The 4,541-nt window shown below is 42.0% G+C and carries 3 protein-coding genes; all 3 read left to right on the forward strand.

The features are described 5' to 3' along the window. Nucleotides 1-504, forward strand: a 504-nt coding sequence (locus tag CXF95_RS26015) for an RHS repeat protein (RefSeq protein ID WP_232788050.1), incomplete at its 5' end; no start/stop codon positions are given. Nucleotides 505-584: 80 nt separating this feature from the next. Continuing rightward, nucleotides 585-2,552: a hypothetical protein gene (locus CXF95_RS26020; protein WP_157828252.1), complete on the forward strand. Its 1,968-nt coding sequence runs from the start codon at nucleotides 585-587 to the stop codon at nucleotides 2,550-2,552. 16 nt (nucleotides 2,553-2,568) lie between these two features. Continuing rightward, the coding region (locus tag CXF95_RS26025) for an RHS repeat domain-containing protein (RefSeq protein ID WP_101201387.1) at nucleotides 2,569-4,541 on the forward strand (1,973 nt) is incomplete at its 3' end.

Raw genomic sequence — 4,541 nt, forward strand, 5'->3', positions numbered from 1 at the left:
ACAAATTTATCGCCAGGCACCTACAAGTTCCAGATAGATGGGTGCTATAGCCAAGGGTGTGCGTATCCTTCTTCCTACACCCTATCAAATACATTAACCGTAAGGGTCAATGCACAAGGTGGGACCACACTTACCGCAAGTGCCCCTATATCGGGTGGTGACTTTATTTTGTCTTACACGACAATTGATCCAGTCTACTATATGGGTCGATTATCTGTTTATGAGAACGGTACTTATATAGGAAATACGACAGATGCAACAATTGATATTGTTGGTAAACCAGTGGGTACTTACTCATATTATCTTAAAAATTGTAATCCAGGTGGGTGTTACCCAAATAGCAACACCGTTACCATTACTGTCATAAAAGAAGCTCAGGTAGGTGAGACCCTCTATCGATATGATGCTTTAGGTCGCCTAGTCAGAGTAGATGACTACGAGAATGGATTAGTCATCTATGAGTATGACGCAACTGGCAACAGGAAAGCGGTCGCAAATAATTAACTCCCTCAGAATGTCGAATTATCACGCAGAAAAGCAAAAGTCTGCGAACGTGAAGAATATAAATTATGGTAAATCTAATTATGCAAACAAAATATCTTTTAAAAACACTATCGCTATGTATTATTTTTGTAAGTGGTAATGGCCTTGCCGAGCAATTATCCCCTGCACCATATAAAACCATGGATAATAATGGCGTCAATGTTATCTCTGGTCATGTATCCCCTACGTTAACCGATATTAGTATCGGCGGAAGCATGGGTCTTACACATACTATTTCAGCGACCGCAGGGAATTTTGGCAGTGAACTCATTGGCAACTGGGGCCCAGTCGAAAAATTCCGAGGCGGCATCCACAATGTTAAGCGCAGCGACAATTCGGGAGAAAGCAATGACCTTTATGTATTGCGTGCATTTGGTCCAAGCGGAGGTGCAGATTTTAAAATTAACCTTGATGGCTCATACGAAGACGTTAATGTCGCTGGAAATACGCTAACGCATATTGCTGGACAGGGATACGTATTTACGACCTCAGGCGGAACAGAAAATCATTACCATACTGGCAATAGCAATCCAATAACAAACGCAAGAAACTCGGTGAGAATGAGTTTATCGAAAATTGTTTACCCAAATGGGTTTATCATTACCATAACGAAATCATCAGGTAGCATGGAAGTGCCTATCTATAGCGTCAATACTAATACCGGCTTTCAATTAAAATATTTCTATCAGCCTGACACTCGACCTGTTCCAAGTTCGGTGGCCAATGCAGTTGCACAAAATGTGAATGGTCAACCAATGTATGTTGATACTGTGAATTGGCACGCTAAGATGCCTAAGCACATCAAGGGTATCAATAATGCAATAGAATACTGTACGCCTACGTCTGCTAGTTGTAATTTAACTGGAGCATGGCCAACAGTTAAATACGAATGGCCAGCCGGAATGCCTAAGGCATTTTGGGTGGGTGATAATGTATTTAAAATAACGGATGCAATGGATAGAGTCACCGAATACAAACATAGCGCAATAGACACGGTTGTGTATATTGATGGGCAGCCGTATAACTACCCCCCAAATGAAAGATTTGTGCCGCGGATTGTTGAAATCAAAGATGCAACGGATAACGTGTCGGTCATGAAATATGAATATTCTAATAAAGGGACGCCAGGCGGCGGCGCCGTGAACGGTGTTGGACCGAGGTGGATGTCTAATGGAAGTGCGGTTTTAAATTCTGCGCATAATAATAACGTGACAGTAGGCTATAACATAGGGACTAGTCAACGAGCTAGCGGCGGTCAAGTGATGAGATTAATTAATTATGGTGGTGGCTACAAAGGCGTTAATTATGTTTATTTTAATCCTTATTTCCAAGTGATTGAAACGGTAGACACACGAGAAACACGCGCTAACCTTAGTACTGATTACAAAAACCGGCTTTTAACCTTCGTTGATAAATTGACAGGTGTCGGTTACGCTTATAAGTATGACGACGAACTTGGGAATGTCACGCCGCGTGGGAATGTTATATCTATTACGGAAGCGCCGGGTTCATCGTCACCAATCACGCAAACGGCGGTTTACCCCAGCTATTGCTATCCTTATAATCGCAAATTCTGCAACAAGGCAACGTCAATTACCGATGGAAATGGTAATACTAGTTTTTATGAATATCACTCTCCATCAGGCCAAATTGAGGAAGTCACATTACCACCCAATGAAGATGGCATATCTAAGGTAACGCGCTATGCATACACTAAGCATTATGCCACTTACAAAATTAATAGTGCTAGTCCATCAACTTCACCGGACGGCATTTGGCTATTAACGTCAGAAAAATCCTGCATTAACAGCCCCACTAGTGGCGATAGTTGTACTGGTAATGACGAGGTCGAAATTACCTATGCTTATGATTCTGCCAACCTATTTCTGATAGAGCAGTCAGTAATTTCGGGGAGTACAACACGACGAACCTGCTACCGATACGACATCTATGGCAATAAAATCGGTGTAACGCAGCCCAAAGCAAACCCATCTACCTGCGTTTATTAGAGAAAGGACACTCATAATGAAACCATTATTTTTGAACATTATACCTCATCAATGCCGGATACTTTCTCTGATATTAATGACTGTCATCAGCTTTAACGCAATGAGTGTGCAAAATTCAGCGCCTTATACATCGGCGATGCGCTATAACCTTGCCGGACAATTAACGGGTACTATTGGCCCTGACCCCGATGGGATAGGTCCCTTAAAACATCCTGCTACGCGCAACAGTTACAACGGTCAAGGTTTACTGATAGAAATAGAGCAGGGTTATCTAGAATATTGGCAGCGGGAGAATGTAAAGCCAGTAAATTGGTCAAATAATATTTTTAGGGTGATTACCATTCAGAGGTATAAATACAACGATTTAGGTTGGAAGGTATTAGCATCCACTACGTCTCCTTCTGACGCAAAGGAAACGTTAACACTATACAGTCATGACGAATACGGTCGCGTAAAATGTAAATCAGTTGAAATGAACAAAGCGGGATTTTGGGCCGCATTTTCTTATCCGATTACCAATGTATGTCAAGGTAATAGTGCTGGCACAGACAGAATAACGCGTTACACCTACAACGAGTTTGACCAAGTAGTCAAGATTGAGAAAGCAGTCGATACGCCACTCGAACAGGTCTATGTCGAAAATATCTACGATGGTGGTTTGAAAACCGATACGATCGATGCCAATGGTAATCGTGCTCACATGGAATATGACGAGTTTAGCAGACTAATAAGATGGAACTTCCCTGATAAAATTAATGTGGGAGGGTATAGTAAAAGCGATTTTGAGGAGTATACCTATGACAATAATGATAATTTGCGGACATTAAAAAAACGCGACAATGTCAATACCATCACTTATTTCTACAACGATATCAATCAGCAAATCAAAAAAGTCTGGCCAGGGACTGCGAGTAAGGACGTTGTCTACAAAAATGATTTGCGTGGGCTACAACTTAAAGCTAGATATGGCTCTGTTACAGGACTAGGTATAACCCGCGAGTATGATGGTTTTGGACAGCTAAAGGAAGAAACCAATACCACCTCGGGTACAAGTTTTGTAGTGAAAAGCGATTATGACCAAAATGGCAATCGCACGAAGTTGACTCATCCAGACGGTAAGTATTTCATGTACGATTTTGATGGACTAAACCGCTTAACCACTATTGGTGAAAACTCTAACTCTTCCAGTCGCATTATGACTACGCATGTCTATGATGTTTATGGGCGGCCAATTGGTATTGAGCGTGCAAACAATGTGGATACCGTTTACGACTATGATGACATCTCTCGCCTTAGTGAAATAAAGCATGACTTTAACTACAGTGGTAACAAGGTAACCTATGGTTACGAATATAACCCCGCTAACCAGATGACTAAATTATCGTTGAGTAACGACCGTTATCGCGAAGACAATAATGTAGTGGGTCATACTGGCGATTATGAGGTAAACGGCCTAAACCAGTATACTTGTGTGGGAGCCAATACGGGGGCCACAAATTGTAGCGGTGGCAAAAGCATTAGGCATGATGACAACGGCAATATGACCTATGATGGGCTGCGCACTTATGGATACGATATTGAAAATCGCTTAATTTTGTCTAACTATGCAAGCCTAGGCTACGACCCAGCAGGACGCCTACATCGGTATTCTGCCTATCCAAACCCAACAAAAACCTTGATTTATGATGGCGACGCACTTATTGCAGAATACTCAGGCAATGTGTTAACCAATCGATATGTGCACGCTGTGGGTGCAGATGTGCCATTGGTATCTTACGCAGGTAATACTGTTACCAGCAGCAGTAGACAGTATCTGTATACAAATCATCAAGGCTCGGTGGTGGCCGCATCGGATAGTAATGGTAATCTCGATTATATTAACAGGTATGACAGTTACGGGGTGCCCAGTGCCAGTAATCAAGGACGCTTTGGCTACACAGGACAGCAATATCTCTCTGAGCTTGGTATATATTATTACAAAGCACGGAT

The organism is Paraglaciecola sp. MB-3u-78 (assembly GCF_002835935.1).
In the GTDB taxonomy this organism is placed as follows: Bacteria; Pseudomonadota; Gammaproteobacteria; order Enterobacterales; family Alteromonadaceae; genus Paraglaciecola.

Bases quoted from the DNA above. Each gene is read 5' to 3' on its own strand.
- CXF95_RS26020 (WP_157828252.1), top strand. From the start codon at position 585: ATGCAAACAAAATATCTTTTAAAAACACTATCGCTATGTATTATTTTT.